This window comes from Leptolyngbya sp. Cla-17 (assembly GCF_016807185.1).
Taxonomy (GTDB): Bacteria; Cyanobacteriota; Cyanobacteriia; order Leptolyngbyales; family Leptolyngbyaceae; genus ULC077BIN1.
In genome coordinates this window covers 1,159,487-1,176,256 of the sequence record NZ_JAEVYN010000002.1, presented here as the reverse complement: position 1 = coordinate 1,176,256, position 16,770 = coordinate 1,159,487, and the positions used below count along the sequence as shown (strand labels likewise).

Annotated in this window: 17 protein-coding genes and 1 pseudogene; 3 read left to right on the top strand and 15 right to left on the bottom strand. The window is 48.3% G+C overall.

All coding sequences use genetic code 11. The features are described 5' to 3' along the window. Positions 1-16 precede the first annotated feature (16 nt). The 13 genes from JOY44_RS16570 to JOY44_RS16520 form a co-directional block, all read right to left on the bottom strand. On the bottom strand, positions 17-1,414 hold the full coding sequence (locus JOY44_RS16570) for an AtzE family amidohydrolase (RefSeq protein ID WP_171574737.1): 1,398 nt from the start codon (positions 1,412-1,414) through the stop codon (positions 17-19). Between the two features lie 16 nt (positions 1,415-1,430). Further along, positions 1,431-1,619: a DUF4089 domain-containing protein gene (locus JOY44_RS16565; RefSeq protein ID WP_171574736.1), complete on the bottom strand. Its 189-nt coding sequence runs from the start codon at positions 1,617-1,619 to the stop codon at positions 1,431-1,433. Further along, positions 1,612-2,058 (bottom strand): gamma-glutamylcyclotransferase, encoded by a 447-nt coding sequence (locus JOY44_RS16560; RefSeq protein WP_171574735.1) that lies wholly within the window; start codon positions 2,056-2,058, stop codon positions 1,612-1,614. Before JOY44_RS16560 ends, JOY44_RS16565 begins: the two co-directional genes overlap by 8 nt. Positions 2,059-2,190: 132 nt before the next feature. Continuing rightward, complete coding sequence (gene aroQ, locus JOY44_RS16555; RefSeq protein ID WP_171574734.1) at positions 2,191-2,628, bottom strand: type II 3-dehydroquinate dehydratase; 438 nt, start codon at positions 2,626-2,628, stop codon at positions 2,191-2,193. A 34-nt stretch (positions 2,629-2,662) separates the two neighbouring features. After that, a complete protein-coding gene (locus JOY44_RS32415) occupies positions 2,663-2,791 on the bottom strand; it encodes a hypothetical protein (RefSeq protein WP_281063308.1) in 129 nt (42 codons plus the stop codon). 229 nt (positions 2,792-3,020) lie between these two features. Then, positions 3,021-4,277: a competence/damage-inducible protein A gene (locus JOY44_RS16550; RefSeq protein WP_171574733.1), complete on the bottom strand. Its 1,257-nt coding sequence runs from the start codon at positions 4,275-4,277 to the stop codon at positions 3,021-3,023. A 38-nt stretch (positions 4,278-4,315) separates the two neighbouring features. After that, positions 4,316-5,365, bottom strand: coding sequence for a glycosyltransferase family 4 protein (locus JOY44_RS16545; protein WP_171574732.1), 1,050 nt, complete (start codon positions 5,363-5,365; stop codon positions 4,316-4,318). A 501-nt stretch (positions 5,366-5,866) separates the two neighbouring features. Further along, on the bottom strand, positions 5,867-7,150 hold the full coding sequence (gene glyA / locus JOY44_RS16540) for a serine hydroxymethyltransferase (protein ID WP_171574731.1): 1,284 nt from the start codon (positions 7,148-7,150) through the stop codon (positions 5,867-5,869). 555 nt (positions 7,151-7,705) lie between these two features. After that, positions 7,706-9,247 carry an amidophosphoribosyltransferase gene (gene purF, locus JOY44_RS16535; protein ID WP_171574730.1) on the bottom strand — a complete coding sequence of 514 codons (1,542 nt, stop codon included), beginning with the start codon at positions 9,245-9,247 and terminating at the stop codon, positions 7,706-7,708. Between the two features lie 164 nt (positions 9,248-9,411). Beyond that, positions 9,412-11,757 (bottom strand): phosphoribosylformylglycinamidine synthase subunit PurL, encoded by a 2,346-nt coding sequence (purL, locus tag JOY44_RS16530; RefSeq protein ID WP_171574729.1) that lies wholly within the window; start codon positions 11,755-11,757, stop codon positions 9,412-9,414. Positions 11,758-11,871: 114 nt separating this feature from the next. Next, positions 11,872-12,069, bottom strand: a complete 198-nt coding sequence (locus tag JOY44_RS31475) for a type II toxin-antitoxin system death-on-curing family toxin (protein ID WP_242541836.1) — start codon at positions 12,067-12,069, stop codon at positions 11,872-11,874. Beyond that, positions 12,038-12,229, bottom strand: a complete 192-nt coding sequence (locus JOY44_RS31470; protein ID WP_242541853.1) for a hypothetical protein — start codon at positions 12,227-12,229, stop codon at positions 12,038-12,040. Before JOY44_RS31470 ends, JOY44_RS31475 begins: the two co-directional genes overlap by 32 nt. A 22-nt stretch (positions 12,230-12,251) precedes the next feature. Beyond that, positions 12,252-12,446 (bottom strand): DUF2281 domain-containing protein, encoded by a 195-nt coding sequence (locus tag JOY44_RS16520; RefSeq protein WP_171574728.1) that lies wholly within the window; start codon positions 12,444-12,446, stop codon positions 12,252-12,254. 115 nt (positions 12,447-12,561) lie between these two features. Here JOY44_RS16520 and JOY44_RS32865 point away from each other — a divergent pair. The 3 genes and pseudogenes from JOY44_RS32865 to JOY44_RS16515 form a co-directional block, all read left to right on the top strand. After that, positions 12,562-12,666, top strand: a pseudogene (locus JOY44_RS32865) (pentapeptide repeat-containing protein); the annotation flags it as partial. Next, complete coding sequence (locus tag JOY44_RS31465) at positions 12,629-13,057, top strand: hypothetical protein (RefSeq protein WP_242541795.1); 429 nt, start codon at positions 12,629-12,631, stop codon at positions 13,055-13,057. The pseudogene JOY44_RS32865 and the gene JOY44_RS31465, both read left to right, overlap by 38 nt. 47 nt (positions 13,058-13,104) lie before the next feature. Next, on the top strand, positions 13,105-14,526 hold the full coding sequence (locus tag JOY44_RS16515) for a pentapeptide repeat-containing protein (RefSeq protein WP_242541794.1): 1,422 nt from the start codon (positions 13,105-13,107) through the stop codon (positions 14,524-14,526). Between the two features lie 15 nt (positions 14,527-14,541). Here the strand turns inward: JOY44_RS16515 and JOY44_RS16510 are convergent, their stop codons facing one another. Both JOY44_RS16510 and JOY44_RS16505 read right to left on the bottom strand, forming a co-directional pair. Next, entirely contained in the window at positions 14,542-15,192 is a 651-nt protein-coding gene (locus JOY44_RS16510) for a Uma2 family endonuclease (RefSeq protein WP_171574726.1), read from the bottom strand. Positions 15,193-15,276: 84 nt separating this feature from the next. Further along, positions 15,277-16,758 carry an FAD-binding domain-containing protein gene (locus JOY44_RS16505; RefSeq protein ID WP_197985501.1) on the bottom strand — a complete coding sequence of 494 codons (1,482 nt, stop codon included), beginning with the start codon at positions 16,756-16,758 and terminating at the stop codon, positions 15,277-15,279. Positions 16,759-16,770: the final 12 nt, after the last annotated feature.

Sequence of the window (16,770 nt, the reverse complement as noted above, 5' to 3'; positions counted from 1 at the left end):
TATTCCTTAAAACCTATCATCCGTCTATATCTGGTACTGGAGCCGAGACAACTCCTTGAGCTTCCAAATAAGCAGCAACTCGCAATACAAGTGATTCATTATATGGAGCCGCAATCACCTGAATTCCAAGGGGCAACTGTCCTGAACGTTGCACAGGAACCGAAATAATTGGCAACCCAATTAAAGAAAGGGGTTGAGTATAAAGTCCCACATTGGGACGTAGCAACACTTCTTGCCCGTCGAGCATCAGGGTTTTCTGCCCGATCAATGGCGCAGGACAGGGTGTAGTGGGAGCCAAAATAATATCCACCTGAGAAAATAATTCTCGAACACGATCGCGATACCAACGGCGAAATTTTTGCGCTTGCAGATACCAGGTTGCGGGAATCAGTGCGCCTGCCAAAAAGCGATCGCGGGTTGCAAAATCAAAATCTTGAGGGCGTTGGCGCAAATCTTCTAAATGTAAATTGCTCCCCTCACAAGCCGAGATGATAAACGCTGCCGCGCGTGCCCGATGAGCCTCTGAAATTGTGATGTGTTGGGTTGCTCCAAGTGCTTTTGCTACAGTTTCTAGAGCAGTTAGCACTTCTGTGTCAGCACCTTTCACAAAATAATCATCGGCTACCGCAATCCGAAGACCCTCAAGTCCCTTTGTGAGTTCTGGTAAGCACAGTTGGGGTGATCGCTGAGTGCAAACCGGATCAGCAGGATCGGCTCCTTGCAACAGATCAAACACCAAGGCCAGGTCACGTACCGATCTAGCAAAAGGACCAAGGTGATCCAAACTGCCCACGAAGGGATAGGTATGGGCACGGGACAGCCGACCGTAGGTAGGTTTGAGTCCAAAGATACCGCAAAATGATGATGGTACCCGAATAGAGCCATTAGTATCGGAGCCGAGGGAAAGAGGAACCAATCCGCCTGCTACCGATGAAGCTGATCCACCAGACGATCCGCCCGTCATATGATTTGGGTTATGGGGATTGCGGCTAGCTCCGTAGTGGCTATTTTCTGTAACAAATCCATAAGCATATTCATCCATCGTTTGGGCACCAACCAAAATGGCACCTGCCTGCTTGAGACGAACAACTAAGGTGGCATCTTGGGCAGCGATCGGATGTTCAGCGTTGATTTTGGAGCCTGCTAGGGTCGGAATGCCTGCCACATCGAATAAATCTTTGACTCCAAAGGGAACACCTGCCAAAACTCCAGGATCTTTTCCAGCCGTGATTGCCGCGTCCACCGCTGCTGCGTCCTGCATTGCTTTTTCTGCCAAAACAGTCGTAAAGCAGTTGAGCAGTGGATTGTGCTTTTTAATTTGGGCGATCGCGGTTGAAACAATTGAGGTGGCGGAAACTTCGTGGTTTCGTACGCTGTGAGCAAGGCTAGTCGCATCGGGAAAGGATGGGGACATACGCAAAAGCTGAGAGTTAAGGTTCAAAGATGGGAGCAATTTCGGTATCTTCAGGCAGCGGAAATTCGGTTACAAGTTGGGCGATCGCTCCAATTCGCTCAAAGTTGTCGATTACCTCTTGACGATACTCTGCCGGAATTGGCAAACCGATCAGCATGGCTGCCTGATCTACAAAAGCCGATAAATCTTGCTCTGGTTCAAGCATCGCTTTCTAAGCCTATATTTAGAACTTCCAACTCATTCACCTGTTGAACTTGGTTTGCCAATTCAGCCGTGTAAGCTCTCCATCCGCCCCAGTGGGTGATTTCTGGTTGCCCCTCGCAGAGTAGAGACTCTCCTAATACACCTAGCACTTCTTCTCCATCAGCTAGGCGCACTTTGCCAATACAAAGCCCAGGTGGTTCAAGCTGAAGTAGACGACTAATGCCACTCGCTGGAACTGCCCAAATTTCTACTGAGATCGCAGCACCATTCATTTCAACTCGCTGCATTGCAGGATAGAGATCGCCAATCGACCAGAGGCGGTAAGTCGGTTCGGTTAATGCCTCCCGCACAAACTCAGATCCGATTTTTTGCAGGTTGTCATTCAGTTCTAACCCGCGCATCAATGTACCGTTTACGGCAAGAAATACAGAGGATTCCATCAATATTGAGCCATTGAATCAGGTTTGTTGAAGTTAGTGTCCCCCGATTCAAGCATATTTGCTGTAAAAATGACATCTTTGAAGCTTAATACCTGCCATATATACAGAATCAATAAAGTATAAAGACAGAATTTAGCGCCGAAGATGGTGGATTAACGCCTGCAATCCTAAACGATAGCTTTCTGCACCAAAGCCACTAATTTGTCCGATCGCAACGGGTGCAATGTAAGAGTAATGACGAAACGTCTCTCGGCTGTAAATATTGCTGAGATGCACCTCAACAGTTGGGATGTTAACGGCCGCAATCGCGTCTCGCAGAGCAACACTAGTGTGCGTATATGCACCAGCATTGATCAGCAGCCCTTGATGCGTACCAACTGTAGCGTGAATAGCATCAATCAGACCCCCTTCATGGTTAGACTGCTGACAACAAACTTTTACATCAAGTGAATTCGCTTCACTTGTAAGTAACAAATCAATTTCATCTAAAGTAACAGAACCATAAACTCCAGGCTCACGTTTACCTAAGAGATTTAGGTTTGGACCATTTAGAACCAAAACGCTAATCAATTTGCAAGCGTCCTATGACGAAAGCAATAAAGCATTATCGGCGATCATTAACAGGAATCGGAATTGGCTCGGCTTCTGGCTGAAGCTCTGGACCTAACAACGCTTCAACTAATTTGCGTGCCCACTCTTTAAGCTTCTCCAACACCTTATCCAGGTAGTCCATTGAATAGATAGCTCCTTGTTACAGTGCGGCTCTTATTACAAATGCGTAATGCATCCTCTGTAAAACTTGAGCCTACAAAATTACATATTTAGATTGTACCCAATTTAGCTAACGAGGGCTACAGATTTTGAGGGATATAGATAAGTTTCGAGTAGCAATTATGCAAATTTCTCATCTAAATAATGATCAGAAACCATTATTTAGATGATGCGTGAATTATGAGTAGTCGCTAATCTGCTTTGAGCAAGCGTCTTCGTAGATAGTCTAAAGCTGTGCAGCAGCTTAAATGGCGAACCCACTCTCTTCCTCTTAATCCGCCAAAGCGATGCTCAAAACTTTCCACGCGATCAGGTCCTGCGAGACCGATATAAACCAAGCCCACTGGTTTTTTGTCGGTGTCGCCTGTCGGTCCAGCAATGCCCGTAATGCTTAAACCCCAAATTGTGTTGAGGCGATCGCGTACTCCCGCAGCCATTAGCTTTGCAACCTCATGGCTAACGGCTCCCTGAGTCGCCAACACTTGTGGATCAACGCCCAAAAGCTCAACTTTCACAGAGTTATCGTAGGAAATTACGCCACCCCAGAAATAAGTAGAACTGCCTGATACGGCTGTTAGCATTCCGCCTAAACTCCCCCCGGTACACGATTCTGCTACCGCTAAGGTAGAGCCTTTTCGTTGCAGCAAGCGACCCACGGCGATCGCTAAAGTATCTTCATCGGCTCCGTAACAATCAATGCCGCCAATTTGCCGCAATGTTGCCTCAACCGGTGCAATCATCTGCTGGGCGCTACTTTCTGAGTCAGCAAAAGCAGAAATTCGCAGCTTTACTTCACCCAAATTTGCATAGGGTGCAACCGTGGGATTCGTAGAATTAAACCAATCGCCCACTCTATCTGCTAGCAAAGATTCAGAGATGCCCCAAAAACGCAGAACCCGACTGTAAACTGTATTTTGTGCCCAGCCTTGGCTTTTGAGATAGGGAATCGCTACCTCTTGCCACATGTATTTCACTTCCGTGGGAACACCTGGAAAAGTGAGAATTGTGACCGTTGGGCGCGGTTGCCAAATGATACCCGGAGCGCTACCACCCGAGTTAGCTAGCACTTGCGCTCCTTCAGGCAACAGGGCTTGCTTATGATTGTTGGGAGTCATTGTTCGTTTGCGCTGAGCAAACTTTTGAGCAATATCTGCCAAAATTTCTGGATGCTCAACCATGGGCACGCCAAAACAATCCGCCAGCGTTGCATGGGTTAAATCATCTGGGGTTGGTCCCAACCCGCCAGTGAATATCAGCAAATTCGCGCGATCGCACGCTGTTTTTACCACTTGCTGAATCCGCTCTGGATTATCACCCACGACGGATTGGTAATAATGAGCAATTCCTAGCTTCGCCAATTCCTTAGCTAAAAACTGCGCGTTGCTATTAAGTATATCGCCGAGCAACAGTTCAGTTCCAACACAAATAATTTCAGCAACAGGAGCCATATCGCAAGGAGCTTTTCCTACAATGCACTACTGAACAATCAGGATTGCTTCGCCGTTTTCCACACTTGCCAACTCGTAAAGCTGAGTAAAACAGTAGCTCCTAAAGCGTAACCCCAGCCGCTAGGCATATTGGAAAGAGCTAATGCCAGCGTTCCAGCCCATAAGGTCAACGAGTAGATGAACAACACTGCTAGCCGTTGAGACAGCCCCGCCTGCAAAAGGCGATGGTGCAAATGACGTTTATCTGCAGCAAAAGGCGATTTCCCCCTACGGATGCGATCAACAACGACAGTAAAAATATCTAAAATAGGCACTGCCAGAATTAGATAAGGCAGCAACACAGCAACCGTCGTCACAGCTTTTACAAGCCCAATAATGCCAACTCCAGCTAGGGTGAAGCCCATAAAGTAGGCACCTCCATCACCCATAAAAATTTGCGCTGGGTTGAAGTTATAGCGCAAAAAGCCCAAAGCCCCCCCGGCTAAAGCCGCCGCGATTAATGCTGCCGCCGGTTGATTCATAAATAAAGTCACTATCAACATGACTACAGCCGCAATCCCAGAAACCCCTGCGGCTAAACCATCCAAACCATCGATCATATTGACCGCATTTGCCATTCCTACCAACCAAATCACGGTAATTGGCAGGCTGATAAAATCTGGTAAAGCAACCAATCCAGCCAGAGGCACCGTTAGAAACTCAATTTGCACGCCAGCTTGCCACACGATCGCCGCCACGCTCAATTGCATTACCAAGCGATTGATTGCTGGCAGTGTCAGGAGGTCATCCGCTAAGCCAATTAAAAAGAAAGCCACCCCTCCCAAAGCAACTCCCCATACCTCATACTCCTTCTGGGGAGATAGGATTCCAAATCCTCCTGTCCACCAAACAATTAACAATGCTGTTAAAGTGCCAGCAAATATTGCAACGCCTCCTAGCCGCACCATCGGACGACTATGAATTTTGCGTCCACCGGGTTTATCTACTAAGCCGCGCTTCAGACCAAATTTCTTGATCAAAGGCGTGCTCCAAAGAACAACCAGAGCAGAAACAATAAAGGCAGCGAGGTGGTACCAATAATGAGTCATCTGAGAGATATGCCGAGGAAGACTGACAGGAAGAGTCTACTGCATTTCAGAGAATAGTCAGCAAAGAATTGTCAATTAATCTATCTTTTCCCGTATTTCTTTGGATGCCAAAGTTGACGACCCCAGCTAAAAAAACGTTTTAAGCCATTGTCCCCTACCTATTGGAACATTTTCAATCTATGACAACCACACACTAAAGACTTTTGAACGCAGCATGGTGCAAAGCAAGAGCAAACTTTAGACTTCTGTTCTCAGCACTTTACTAATTCATTTAAGTTTGACTTTCAAGTGATTATAAAGAGCTATGTTCAACATCAAATTCGACACAGAGGGCAAATCACAGTGCATCTCTGTGTCGAAACAAGAGAATATAGCGTTTCCGGCTCCCGTGAGGTGCAAACTAGAGCCTCAAATCCCTTCCCCGCTTTGTCCCAACTGCACCTCATCCGACAGAGAACCGCTATAGGTGTTTAGAAATTGCTTCACAGCCTATGTGATCGCTCAAACGAAGGCAGGAACAGGCACTTTAAGGTGAGGATATAAAGGGAAGCGATCGCAGAGAGTTGCAACGCGATCGCGGCAAGCTTCTGCTATTGCTTCATCATCTGGGTTCAGCAGGCGATCGCTGATGATGTTCCCGATTTCAACAAATTCAGAGGTGCCCATCCCGCGTGTGGTCATTGCAGGCGAACCTAACCGCAAACCGCTCGTAACGAAAGGCGATTCTGGATCGAAAGGAACTGTATTTTTGTTGGCAGTAATATTTACACCACTAACCAACTGATCGGCTAGTTTGCCCGTTATGCCGATGGATCGTAGATCGACCAACATCAGGTGGTTATCTGTGCCACCCGAAACCATTTTCAGTCCACGAGCCTGAAGCTGACCCGCCAAAGCACGCGCATTTTCAATCACCTGGCCAGAATAAACCTTGAATTCTGGTTTGAGGGCTTCCCCAAAGGCAATGGCTTTTGCAGCAATTACATGTTCTAGAGGACCGCCTTGGGAGCCAGGGAATACCGCTTTGTCTAGCTTTTTACCTAATTCTGCATCGCGAGTGAGGATTAAGCCTCCGCGTGGACCGCGTAAAGTTTTATGGGTGGTGGTGGTGACAACATCACAGTGAGGAATCGGGCTAGGATGATGGCCACTGGCAACCAATCCGGCGATATGAGCAATATCCGCCAGAAGATAAGCTCCTACTTCGTCAGCGATCGCTCGAAACTTATCAAAGTGAATGATCCGTGAGTATGCTGAATAGCCGCAAATCAACAGCTTAGGACGATGTTGCAGGGCAAGATCACGGATTTGATCATAGTCCAACTGCTCAGTTTCAGCGCTAACCCCATAGTGCTGCACCTTAAACCATTTGCCAGATACATTCACAGGTGAACCGTGGGTCAAATGTCCACCGTGGGCTAAATCCATCCCCATGATGGTGTCACCCGGTTGCAGCAAGCTTAGAAAAACAGCAAAGTTCGCCTGAGCACCAGAGTGAGGCTGCACGTTAGCATGAGCGGCACCAAACAATTGTTTAGCGCGATTGATCGCTAATTGTTCTGCCTCATCAATAAACTCACAGCCACCGTAGTAGCGCTTGCCAGGCAATCCTTCAGCATATTTATTGGTTAAAACAGATCCTTGAGCAGCCATCACGGCTGCTGAGGTAAAGTTTTCGCTAGCAATCATTTCTAGATGATCGCGCTGGCGGTTCAATTCGCGGTCAATGATAGCGGCGATCGCTGGATCTGTTTTGGCAAGAAAATCTAAATTATTGTTAGTCACACAAACCCCTAAGCAAAAATTTCAAAACAACAGACATCCGTTTAAAGGAATCTCAGGCATAGTTTGGCTCGGAACAACACAGGAATACGTTGCTTGAAGAGCTTACAGAGAGATTCATCATACACTCCATTTCCCTTACTTAACCAATCCAGCTAAGCCACCAGCAAGGCTGCAAGAAACTCTTCAATCTTGAGTTCCATTTAAATCCTGACCAAAATAGCGACGTAGACGTATTAAGCTCTGTAATCTATGACACATCATACTCAAAGTCTTAACCTAAAATGAAATTAGAGAACCACGACTTCGTTGGAGGTCAATGTGCTTGTCATCCTGATGGATAATCAGCTAATTTCTCCCAAGCAGGTATGCCAATCTTGTTTAATGGCAGATCAGAGTGGGCAACCACGATGGTCAAGCGGGAAACTGCGATGTGGGCGAGCGCTAAATCAAATTAATCAGCAGAATCCTAAACAGTTTGAATGTGAAATGGGCTTTCGAGTGGCCAACATCGAGTGAAGTTTTGCGCCTTCAAGAGAAGCCCTCACAAGCCTTTTCCTACACAGAAGCGATCGCTTCCAGAGAAGCAGGTTTTTTTTCTAGAAGAAGCTTAGCGCTTTTGAGGGGTTCAGGGACGGGAACAGGGTATTGTCCCGTAAAGCAAGCTGAACAAAAATTGGATGGATCGTCGCGCGTTTCTTCTAGCATCCCTGCCCAACTGAGATAGCTGAGGGAGTCTACCTCAATTTGTGCGGCAATCTCCTCTACAGATTTGGTTGCAGCAATTAAATGATCTTGGCTGTCAGTATCAATTCCATAAAAACAAGGATGAGTCACAGGAGGGGAAGAAATGCGCATGTGAACCTCAGTAGCACCTGCATCTCGTAAAGCCTTCACAATCTTGCGGCTAGTGGTCCCACGAACAATCGAATCATCCACAATCACAATGCGCTTTCCTTGAAGAACATCCCGCAGCGGATTCAACTTCATGCGAATACCTGCTTCACGCATACTTTGGGTCGGCTGAATGAATGTGCGCCCCACATACCGATTTTTGATTAATCCTTCGGCATAAGGAATGCCTGAAGCCTGGGAAAAACCGATCGCCGCAGGAATGCCTGAATCAGGAACCGCAATTACTAAATCAGCTTCAACAGGAGACTCTACAGCTAACCTGCGCCCAATTCGCATTCGATAGGTATAAAGGCTTTCATTCTGCATCACACTATCAGGCCGCGCAAAATAAATCATCTCGAAAATGCAAAGTTTGGGTTGGGGATTAGTCACCCAATGGAACGATGCTATGCCCTCATCGGTGATCCAAACGATCTCACCCGGTTCTACATCCCGCAAATACTCGGCTCCAATAATATCTAAACCGCAGGTTTCAGAGGCTAGTGCATACCGGGTTGGATCGCTAGGGCTGGCTTTAGGCAGTGCGCCAATCACCAAAGGGCGGATACCATTAGGATCACGGGCACCAATTATGCCAGCGGGAGTACCAACCACTAGGCTGAAGGCACCCTGACAACGGTTAAAAGCAGTAATGGAAGCTTCTAACCAATTTTTGCCGCTATCTACGGCTTCTGCGATCGCAAAAGCAATCAACTCCGAGTCGGTGCTGGTGATTAGATTGTGATGATTTCGCAGCAGCTCTTCCCGCAGAATTGACGTATTTACTAAATTGCCATTGTGTGCCAAAGCCAAAGACCCCAAACGAGTAGGAACCAGTGCTGGTTGGGCATTGACTACACGACTAGTTCCCGTGGTGGAATAACGAGTATGTCCAACTGCCAATTCTCCCACCAATGTATTTAAAATCGTCTCATTAAATACCTGAGAAACTAAACCCATATCCTTGTGTAGACAGGGAGGATGATCTTTAGGAAAAGTTGCAATTCCGGCTGACTCTTGCCCACGATGTTGCAGGGCATACAACCCGAAATAAGTGAGCTTGGCAACATCTTCGCCTGGTGCATAAACTCCAAATACACCACAGGCTTCTTCGGGTTTATCAGGATGATCTAAAGAGACGGTCTGAGACTGTAAGTCATCAGATTCAGCAGAAGCACCCGGTTGAGAAAGGGAATTGGGTAACATGCGTTAGTGTTGCTCCAGGGATGGCTAGCAAAAGAAAAAACGACGAAATAGATGGCAATGGCAAAAAATAGCTTAAAAGTTATTTAAATTTTGATTAACTCTTGATTCCATCCTAACAGGCGCAGGGTTGACTCTAAATCAGCTTTAAGGAAATTAGGAGTATTTCAGTCCGCTAAGTAGGCCTCGATCGCGCCCTTCCAGCGATCGCTGAGGGTGTTTATCCCCACTGTAATCACAGGATGATTGGTACAGGTGATGCTTAAACCAGCGCTATCACTACTCACCACTCCCAACGCTTGCCATGCAGTATTTAAGTGCGTTTGCAGATAGGTTTCCAATTGGGATTGATGCGATTGCGCCACAGACACAATAATCCGTGCGCCGCCCTCGGCAAATAACAGGTGATCCAAACGATTAGCAGAGGTGGGAAAAGTTAGAGTCGCTCCTAGATTGCCGCTGATGCAGCACTCAGCGATCGCGATCGCAACGCCACCTTCTGCGGAATCATGGGCAGACCGAATCCAACCCTGACGAATCCCTTCCCGGCAAACAGCTTGGACTCTGCGCTCCAATTCAAAATCAACCACGGGAGGCTGTCCCGCAACCACACCCTGAATTGCTGCTAGATAGTCTGAGCCGCCTAGCGTGACAACGGCAGATGGTTCGGCATCCAAAGGTGTACCCAGTAGATAAATTAAGTCATCTTCTGCTTGCCATCCTTGCCCACAAATTTTAGTGAGGTCGGGAATCAGTCCCACCATGCCAACAACCGGGGTTGGATAGATGGATTGGGGCTTGCCGTCAGCATCTAAGGTTTCGTTATAGAGCGAGACGTTGCCCCCCGTAACCGGTGTGCTGAAAGCAGTACAAGCTTCCGACAGCCCCCGACAGGCTTCTGATAGCTGCCAGTAACCGATCGCGTTTTCAGGACTGCCAAAATTGAGATTATCCGTCACGGCTAAAGGTTCTGCACCCACGCAGCTTAGGTTTCGTGCGGCTTCAGCAACCGCAGCTTTAGCTCCTTCATAGGGATGCAAATAGACGTAGCGGGCGTTGCAATCGACGGTGGCCGCGACTCCAACTGCGGGGTGCCCAGTGCTAGGTAAGGAATCTGATTCAACGGGGCGAATGCGGATGACGGCGGCATCGGCTCCACCGGGCATGATCACGGTGTTGTTTTGAACTTGGTGGTCGTATTGGCGATAGACCCACTGTTTTGAAGCGATCGAGGGAGTTGCCAGCAGTTGGAGTAGAACGTCGTTCCAAGTGAGGAATTTCCCTTGGGCTTCAATGCCTGTGGAGGTGCAGTTTGGTAAGCTCTCTGGAGTCCACGCCCACGCTTTTTGAGCATAGTCGGGTGGTTCACTTAGCAGTTCTCGATGGTAGATTGGCGTGTTATCTGCCAGGGCAGTTGCCGGAATTTCAGCGGCGATCGCTCCTTGAAACAAAATCCGCACGATGGGTTCAGCAATCACGCTGCCCGCCACAACGGCATGAAGCCCCCAACGCTCAAAAATATCAATCAGTTCTTGCTCTCGTCCTTTTTCTGCTACAAACAGCATTCGTTCTTGCGATTCGGAAAGGAGATATTCGTAAGGCACCATGCCTGTCTCGCGCACGGGGATTTTATCGAGATCTAGTTCAATGCCCACGCCGCCTTTCGCTGCCATTTCTGACGTGGAACAGGTGATGCCCGCTGCGCCCATATCCTGTGCTGCGACCACGGCTCCTGTTTTGAAGGCTTCTAGACAGGCTTCGATCAAGGATTTTTCTAGAAAAGGGTCGCCGACTTGCACCGCAGGGCGATCGTCCATGGAGGCATCACTCAATTCGGCACTGGCAAAGCTGGCTCCACCCATGCCATCGCGTCCCGTGGTAGACCCGACATACAGCACTGGATTGCCAATCCCTTTCGCCCCCGATTTAACAATTTCGTCTGTTTCCATTAAGCCGAGTGCCATCGCATTGACCAGAGGATTGCCAGAATACGCTGGATCAAAATAGACTTCACCGCCCACCGTAGGCACCCCAACGCAATTGCCATAGTGAGAAATTCCGGCGACGACCCCGCTAAATAGCCGCCGCGTCCGGGCATCATCCAAGGAACCAAATCGAAGTGAGTTAAGGATGGCGATCGGTCGAGCGCCCATAGTGAAAATATCTCGCAAAATGCCGCCCACTCCAGTTGCTGCGCCTTGAAACGGCTCCACAGCAGAGGGATGATTATGTGACTCAATTTTGAAGGCGAGATGCAAGCCGTTGCCCAGATCCACTACGCCTGCATTTTCACCAGGACCCACCAAAACGCGATCGCCTTGGGTGGGAAACTGCTTCAGCAACGGGCGCGAGTTTTTGTAGCAGCAATGTTCCGACCACATCACGCCAAACATGCCCAGTTCTGCCTTGTTGGGATGTCGCCCCAGCCGTTGCACAATGTCGGCATATTCCTCTGGCTTAATGCCCTCAGCAGCAATTTCGTCAGCAGTAAAAGGGGCAGAGGAAACAGACATGGGCACTCCAACAGAAAATAGATAGGCATTGCGTCTTAAGACCGCTCTATTCTACCAATGTCTTTCCAGTAACCCTGAATATTCGACTCAGCGATCGCTCAGAGTGATTTCTTTCTACTGGATGGTTATGGATTGCTCAAGTAGAGCCGCGATCGCCGACTTATCTATTAGATCGGTGACAGCTTGCAAAACCAGCGCGTAGGAGTCTTCATTCGTTAGCGTTAATCTGTAGCCGTTAACCCGTAAAAAAGTATCCATCGTGGCAAATGCTGTTCGTTTATTACCGTCGATAAACGGATGATTCTTTGCCAAGTGATACAGATAAGCTGCTGCTTGCTCGTAAATAGTGGAGTGTAGAAATATGCTCGTCAAACGTGACTTGCGGCTGCGCCAAGGCAGATTCTAGTAAGCCCTCATCCCTGACTCCAGAGGTTCCACCAAATCGCTCAATTTGTCGATTGTGTAGTTTCACAACATTCTCTTTAGTCAAAAAATCAGGAGTTGGCAAGACGACGATAAACCTCCTCATATTGCTGCTCAGAAGCAAGATACGCCTGCCAGACTCTACTGTTATGGTCAGAATCTTGATCGGGTTTAGCTTTAAGGGAACGCACCAGCGCCAACACCGCCTCTAGCTGCGCCTCCGGCAGTTGCTCCAGTTCTTGAATAAGCTGCTCTTTAATCGTCATAAAGCTACCGCAACAGATCTATTAACTAGTTTAACTTCCTAACCGAATCCACCCAGGATGACGAAACCCTTTGACCAGGCAATAATGGACGCAACGCCATCCACTGATTCACCCCATGCCCCACCGGGACTACAGCCACCAAGACCTGCGAAACCGATCCTTTAAAAATCAAGACTTAACCGATGCCGATTTCAGCGACTCCGACCTGCGTGGATGCAATTTTACGGGCGCAATCCTCACGAGAGCTAACTTTCAAGGTTGTAGAACCGGACAAAGCCGTAAGCAAATTATCACGCACGTCGCTTTCGCTTTCGCTGGCGCTTTCGCTTTCGCTTTCGCTTTCGCTGGCGCTTTCGCTGTCGCTTTCGCTGGCGCTGTCGCTGTCGCTGGCGCTTTCGCTGTCGCTGTCGCTGTCGCTTTCGCTGTCGCTGTCGCTGGCGCTTTCGCTGTCGCTGTCGCTGTCGCTGTCGCTGGCGCTGGCGCTGTCGCTGGCGCTGTCGCTTTCGCTTTCATTGGCGCTGGCTCTGTCGCTGGCTCTGTCGCTGGCGCTAACAGAGCGATCACGGCGTTTAGTCGTGGAGCACTTCTGGAAGGAGTTGTATATAGCTTAGTCTCCCTTTTTCTGTTTGGATTTGCAATTTATAGCTTCTTAGAAGTGGTGAAAACGATTCGGAACGCCACTGGCACGACCTTTAGCCAAGCAGATCTGGACTATGCCAATTTCAGCCATGCCATCGTTTTCAAAACCGATTTTTCTGGTAAAACGACCCTAGATTGGGTCAACTGGACGGGCGTAAAGTTTTTCCGCTGTAGTTTTCCTCGTAATTTTGAAGATGCTAGCGTGATTTCGCTATGTACTGACCGAGACGGGCGTGGGCAAGACTATCGCAATGGTTCGCTGACAAATTTGGATTTACGCGGTGTAAATTTAACGGATGTCGTGCTGGCATCAGCTAACCTCAACGGGGCAAATTTGCATCATGCCAATCTGGTCAATGCCGACCTATCCAATGCTCAAGTCCTGCGTACCAATTTTTCGGAAGCAAATTTAACCGGAGCTTGCATTCAGAATTGGGGCATCAATTCCGATACCCAATTTACCAACGTCCGCTGTGATTACATCTACCTGGAAACCGCACAGCGAGAACGCAAACCTGCCAGCGGTAGCTTTCAACCCGGCGATTTTGAAAGGTTAGCGCATCAGTTCACCAAAACCCTCGACTTTTTGTTTCGCAACGGCATTCAACCTGAAGCATTCGACGTTGCTCTTCGTGACCTGCTAGAAAAGCATGGCTCCGCTGGACTCACATTTGATTCGCTTCAGAACTTTGAGAATGGCGCACAGCTTCTTCGCATTAATGTTGCTAACCCTGATGCTGATAAAACACCGATGCATCGCCAGTTCACGAACATTTATGCTCCTCTAGAAAAACAATTAGCCGCCAAGCAAGAGAAGATTAATATCCTTGAACAAGAAAAGTCTCACCTTGAAGGCAAACTTGCCGTTTATAGTGAGCAGGTGCCTTCGATGTGGAGATTTTTGTTTAATCAAACTGAGCAGTTCAGTCGTCCAACGCTTCATGCACCCAATTCACACTTTTCAGGAGATCCTATGGCTGACAAAGGGAATAAAGTCGAAATTGGTAGTATTGGCGGTGATGCCAGTGGTATTTCTGGGGGCGATAATTCTGGGGTTGCCGGGAAGAACATCACCGGGGCGGCAGGTAGAGATATTAGCGGCACGTTAGAGATCGCCCTCGATCAACTGTCAGACTCTCAAGATCCGCAAGCATTGAAACTGGCGGAATTGCTGAAGCAAGTGAAAACTGCAATTGAAAAGTCGGATTCTGGATTGAGTGAAGCGGATCAGCAAAAGGCTTTAAAGCATTTGGAAACCATTGGCAAACTAGGGGCTGATCCAAAGAACCCAGATCTATTGGAAAAGGCAGGCGATGCCCTGGATGCGTTACCGACGATTATTCAACGTAGCAATACCCTGGCAGAGTTTGCCGAAAGATACTTGCCCACGTTCACGGCTGGTGTGAAAGCGATTTTTAGCGTTTGGGGAGTGGCGCTGTAAGGGCAGAGATCGCCATCAAATGGTTGTCTCAACCCATAGGCGCAAGTCTCGCAATGCTTTTGGCAATCCTTCCACATCGCTTTGGTCGATGAACTGCAAAATTCTGCCTGCTGGTAAGAATGGAAAGGCAAGCCCATGATCTTCTTCCACGTAGCGATCGCCTGCTAAATAGTGAATAAACAACTTCCCCTTCAAAAATGTATCGCCCGGTTTGCTGATGTAGCGCCACACCTCTGGAATGCCTAGCTGAGCATAGATCGCAAACTTATTGAACGAACTGCGGGAAAGCTCCACTTCCAAAATCAAGTCGGGGGGTGGATCAACTGCTAAATCGATCGCGCGTTTTCCATCCATGCGATCGCAGTTTTGCAGGTAATAGCCTGTGTCTGGCTCGGTGCCAATTTGCAAATCTTCGCGCTTTAGCGTTGGGGCTTTGTAGCTTGTAATCGGCTGATCGAGTTCGTCGGTGATAACTAACAGCAAAGACTCGATCAACTTGCAACAGCGATCGTGTTCTTCTAAAGGGTTCATCATTTCCAGCCGACCACGATCAAAGGTAAAGCGGGCAGTGCGATCGCCCGCCATTTCTGCTAGCAACTCTTCATATTTTTGCCAGTTCACCTTTGGCAATACCGTCCGATATTCACTAGGTGCCGGGGTTTTCATTCAACACATTCCTTAGATTGCAGTTTGGCAGACTTACCGAGTATCGACACCATAGCAGTCGTTCAATTCATTGGCACTCTGCACTCAAACCTGCACACCTATCTTCTGTCGCTGGTAAAGTTCTTTAAATCGCCGCTGCTGTTGGTTGTGATCGACAATTGGGGCAGGATAATTGGCGCGATCGCGATCACTAGAACTCAGGTTACCGCTGATTAAGTCTGCGGTATCCACACTCCGCAATTCTGGCAGCCAATGACGAATATATTCCGCTTCAGGGTCAAACTTTTTAGCCTGACTCGCCGGGTTGAAAATCCGCAATGGTTTTGGGTCCATGCCGCTGGAGGCGCTCCACTGCCAACCACCGTTATTGGCAGAGAGATCGCCATCGATCAGCCGCTGCATAAAATACTTTTCGCCCCGTTGCCAGTTAATGATCAGGTCTTTCGTTAAAAAACTAGCCACAATCATGCGGCAGCGATTGTGCATCCAACCCACTTCATTTATCTGACGCATCGCAGCATCCACAATGGGATAGCCAGTTCTGCCCTCACACCAAGCCTGAAAATGATCCTCGTTATTTTCCCAAGGAAATTCTTTAAATGGGGTGCGATAGGGTCCCTCCGCCAATTCGGGAAAGGCATAGAGGGCATGTTGATAAAACTCGCGCCATGCTAGCTCCTGTTGCCATACCCGAATACTATTACGGACTTCGTCGCTGCGGGCATACTTCTCCACCTCAAGCGTGGCTGCCCAAACTGTACGAATGCCGATCGCCCCAAATTTGAGCGCAGCACTGAGTTGGGAAGTGCCAGAATTTGCTGGAAAATCCCGCTGTTCGCTGTAGTCTGCAATGGCGCGATCGCAAAAATCCCCCAGTTTTGACTTTGCCGCCGCTTCACCTGGTTCAATAACCAATGGATTTGTCCACACAAATCCCAAATCTTTGGCACTTGGAAGGGCGATTACTCCAGCTTGGTTCGCAGTTTCTTGCTCTGTTTCCGATAATCCTATGGCGTTTTCCAAGGGTATTAAAGGAGCGCTTTTTTGCTTACTACTCCAGTTCCGCCAGAATGGACCATACACGGTGTAGGGGTTGCCTGCCCCAGTGATCAGTTCTTTCGGCTCATGCAGAATTTGATCCCAAAATGTGACGACTTCAATGCCCTGTTCACGTAAAGTTGAAGCAACAGTGCGATCGCGATCTCTGGAATACGGCTCTACATCCTTATTCCAAAAAACAGCTTTTGTGTTTAGGGCGATCGCTAAATCAACAACTCCCGGCGCTGGGTTTGCCTTCAAAATCAGCAATTGACTGCTCGCTTTAGTATATTCCTCCTGCAAAGCCTCTAAACAGCCAATCATATAGGTCACCCGTGCTGGTGCCACATCATCTCTCTGCAAAATGCTCGGATCCAGACAGAATACACCCACAATATGTTGACTACGTTGACGAGCAGCCGATAAGCCCACGTTGTCCGCATGGCGCAAGTCGCGTCGATGCCAAAAGAGAATTAAGTCAGCCATTCTTCCATTAAGCGTTGGTGCAGCGTGAGTCGAAACAGTCATAAAGACACAGTT